The sequence below is a fragment of the Mesorhizobium sp. M4A.F.Ca.ET.022.05.2.1 genome, from assembly GCF_003998845.1.
Lineage (GTDB): Bacteria > Pseudomonadota > Alphaproteobacteria > Rhizobiales > Rhizobiaceae > Mesorhizobium.
Genome location: NZ_RZOJ01000559.1, coordinates 1 through 3135 on the forward strand (window position 1 = coordinate 1; position 3135 = coordinate 3135).

Below are 3135 nucleotides of genomic sequence, written 5' to 3' on the forward strand. Positions count from 1 at the left end.
CCGGAATTGGTGGTAAAAAAAACGACCGCCGCAATACGATGGAGTTGCGGGATAACCCGACAATCCCGCTTGATATGCACGGGGTCGAGAGCTTATGCGAAGGCATCGACCAATCCGCGGGAGGCAGGAGATCCATATGCGTACCCTCTCCGATGCCTTCATCCCGGAACTGCCGGGTTACTACAAGGGCAAGGTCCGCGAAAACTACGACCTGCCGGACGGCAGGCGCATCATCATCGCCACCGATCGCCTCAGCGCCTTCGACATCATTCTGGCCTCGATCCCGTTCAAGGGCGAGATCCTCACCCAGACCGCCCGCTACTGGTTCGAGGAAACGGCCGACATCTGCCCGAACCATGTTCTCGAATACCCCGACCCGAATGTCGCCGTCGGCACAAGGCTCGATATCCTGCCGGTCGAGATCGTCGTGCGCGGCTATCTGGCGGGAACCACCAGCACCTCGATCCTGACCAGGTACCGGAAGGGCGAGCGGACCATGTATGGAATGAACCTGCCGGACGGCTTGCGCGACAATGAGAGATTGGCCGAGCCGGTGATCACCCCGACGAGCAAGGCCGCGGATGGCGGCCATGACGAGCCGCTGTCGAAGGCCGAGATCCTCGAACAGGGACTTCTTACGCCAGCACAGTGGGATACGGTGTCGGACTACGCCTTGCGGCTGTTCGCCCGCGGCCAGGCGCGCGCCGCCGAACGCGGGCTCATCCTCGCCGACACGAAATATGAATTCGGCAGCGACAGAAACGGGACCATCATCCTGGCCGACGAGATCCACACGCCGGACAGCAGCCGCTACTGGATCGCGGCCAGCTACGAAGAGGCCTTTGCGAGCGGCGAACGGCCGGAGAGCTTCGACAAGGATTTCATCCGGTCGTGGGTCGCGGCGCGCTGCGATCCCTACAGGGATCCGATCCCGACCATACCGGACGAGATCGTCGAACAGGCTTCGCGGGTCTATGCGCAGGCCTATGAGGCGATCACCGGCAAGGAATTCGTCCCCGACGTTTCCGGGGCTACCGTGCTCGATCGCATCCGCGCGAACCTCGAGCGCTACTTTTAGGGTCAAGCCAGCCGCTCCTTGCGACAGCATCGGCGGCGCGTTGACCTGCCGGCGCCGTGACGCTACGGGATCATGTCATCGATCTCAGGGGATTTGCGGTATGGTGCACTACGCGGACGGACGGCCGATCGGCGACCTGACACTGCGGACGCTGGCCATGCCGTCCGACGCCAACGCGGCTGGCGATATCTTCGGCGGCTGGGTGATGGCGCAGATGGACCTTGCCTGCGGCATCCGCGCCGCCGAGCGCGCCAAGGGCCGCGTGGTGACGGCGGCGGTCAAGGAGATGTCCTTCGCCAAGCCGATGAAGATCGGCGACACGCTCTGCATCTACACCCATGTCGAGCGCGTCGGCCGCACCTCGATGGCGCTCAAGGTCGAGGCCTGGGCGCAGCGCTATCTGTCCGACCTGATGGAGAAGGTCACCCATGCCGACTTCGTCATGGTGGCGCTGGACGGCGAGGGCAAGCCGAAGGCGGTTCCGGCCGAAGGCTGACCCGGCTCCGGCAGGCGAGGGCCCTGCCGGCGGGCTGCGTGAGCTCCTTCACAGTCATGCGCAAATTTCCGTGACCAAGTCCGCCGGGGCTTGGGGGAAGACAATGCGTCAACGAACGCTGAACGGTGTTCTTGCGGGAGCCGTCCTGGGCCTGTTCGGCCTGCTCGCCGCAACCGCCTATACCGAGATCAAGCAAGCCGATGCCAGGCTCTCTTGCGCTTCGCAAAATTGCGTCATAGGCAAGCCGCCGGGCGCAAGCGAAAAATGCCTGGCGATCAGTTGCGACGCCGGCCAGAAACCGCGGACGATTGCCGCGAGCAGACGGCCCGCCGGGCTGACTGCGAGACGATCCACCGGAAGCTGAAAACGGGACGGACACGCCACAGCGGCCGGCCAGAAAACGGGTCGGCACGAAGGTTCATCCTTCGCGGGTGCGCCAAAAATCCTTGCGGCAACAGGCTTTCAGCCGTGCAGACCGTCGAATTTCTCGCGCGCTGCCCTGACCCTGGCGGTGTTCCTGCGCGCCCATGCGCCGAGCGCGCTGACGGGGACCAACAGCTCGTGGCCAAGCTCTGTCAGCTCGTAGTCGACGCGCGGCGGGATGGTCGGGAAGACGGTGCGGATGACGAAGCCATCGCGCTCCAGACCGCGCAATGTGGTGGTCAGCATCTTCTGCGAAATGCCGCCGACGGCGGCGCGCAGTTCATTGAAGCGCAGCGGTCCGTCGCCAAGCTTGCCGACCACCAGAACGGTCCATTTGTCGCCGACGCGCTGCAGGATTTCCGACACGGCGCGACAGTCTTCGGTGATATGCGGGTGCCTCAGTAACAAAAACGTGCCTCCTTGCACTTCGCTTTTGCGGTATCTCATATAGCGCCGGTATCCAAACGATACCACAATTTCCCGCAAGGAGAGCCTCCCAAAATGTCCAAGCCCAAAATCGCCATTATCGTCGGTTCGACGCGCGCCGCACGCTTCGCCGACGTGCCGACCGAGTGGATCGCCAAGATCGCCAAGGCGCATGCAGACATCGACGTCGAAGTCGTCGACCTGCGCGACTTCCCGCTGCCGTTCTTCGACGAGGTCGCTTCCTCCGCCTGGGCGCCGTCGCAGAACGAGGTGGCGCAGCGCTGGCAGAAGAAGGTCGCCTCTTTCGACGGCTTCATCTTCACCGCCGCCGAGTACAATCACGGCCCGACGGGTGTGCTGAAGAACGCCATCGACTACGCCGCCAACGAGTGGAACAAGAAGCCGGCCGGCTTCGTCGGTTATGGCAGCGTCGGCGGCTCGCGCGCCGTCGAACAGCTCCGCCTCTACGCCGTCGAACTGCAGATGGCGCCGGTCAAGTCGGCGGTCCATATCGCCTGGGGCGATTTCCTGGCGGTTCGCCAGGGCGAGAAGAAGCTCGAGGATCTCGAGCATCTGAACCAGGCCGCCACGGCGCTCGTCAACGATGTCGCCTGGTGGGCCAAGGTGCTCAAGGCGGCCCGCGCGGCCGACGCGATCGCCGAGGAAGCCAAGGCGGCCTGAGCCGTCAATCCGAGACAATCCTCCCAAGGGA

Annotated in this window: 5 protein-coding genes; 4 read left to right on the forward strand and 1 reads right to left on the reverse strand. The window is 64.1% G+C overall.

The window, feature by feature from the left end; genetic code table 11:
- Positions 1 to 136 precede the first annotated feature (136 nt).
- The 3 genes from EN745_RS32615 to EN745_RS32625 all read left to right on the forward strand — a co-directional run bounded on the left by EN745_RS32615 (position 137) and on the right by EN745_RS32625 (position 1938).
- Positions 137 to 1078, forward strand: coding sequence for a phosphoribosylaminoimidazolesuccinocarboxamide synthase (locus EN745_RS32615; RefSeq protein WP_127423152.1), 942 nt, complete (start codon positions 137 to 139; stop codon positions 1076 to 1078).
- 100 nt (positions 1079 to 1178) lie between these two features.
- Positions 1179 to 1574, forward strand: a complete 396-nt coding sequence (locus EN745_RS32620) for an acyl-CoA thioesterase (protein ID WP_126058720.1) — start codon at positions 1179 to 1181, stop codon at positions 1572 to 1574.
- 70 nt (positions 1575 to 1644) lie between these two features.
- Positions 1645 to 1938, forward strand: coding sequence for a hypothetical protein (locus EN745_RS32625; RefSeq protein WP_126058721.1), 294 nt, complete (start codon positions 1645 to 1647; stop codon positions 1936 to 1938).
- Positions 1939 to 2036: 98 nt separating this feature from the next.
- On the opposite strand, the gene EN745_RS32630 is transcribed toward EN745_RS32625, so the two are convergent.
- A complete protein-coding gene (locus EN745_RS32630; protein WP_187331432.1) occupies positions 2037 to 2405 on the reverse strand; it encodes a helix-turn-helix domain-containing protein in 369 nt (122 codons plus the stop codon).
- A 93-nt stretch (positions 2406 to 2498) separates the two neighbouring features.
- Here EN745_RS32630 and EN745_RS32635 point away from each other — a divergent pair, with 93 nt between their 5' ends.
- The gene (locus tag EN745_RS32635; protein WP_127423153.1) at positions 2499 to 3104 is read left to right on the forward strand and encodes an NADPH-dependent FMN reductase; all 606 of its coding nucleotides are present in this window, start codon (positions 2499 to 2501) and stop codon (positions 3102 to 3104) included.
- Positions 3105 to 3135: the final 31 nt, after the last annotated feature.

Coding starts and splice junctions, on each gene's coding strand:
- EN745_RS32615 (WP_127423152.1), top strand. CDS start 137: ATGCGTACCCTCTCCGATGCCTTCATCCCGGAACTGCCGGGTTACTAC.
- EN745_RS32620 (WP_126058720.1), top strand. CDS start 1,179: ATGGTGCACTACGCGGACGGACGGCCGATCGGCGACCTGACACTGCGG.
- EN745_RS32635 (WP_127423153.1), top strand. CDS start 2,499: ATGTCCAAGCCCAAAATCGCCATTATCGTCGGTTCGACGCGCGCCGCA.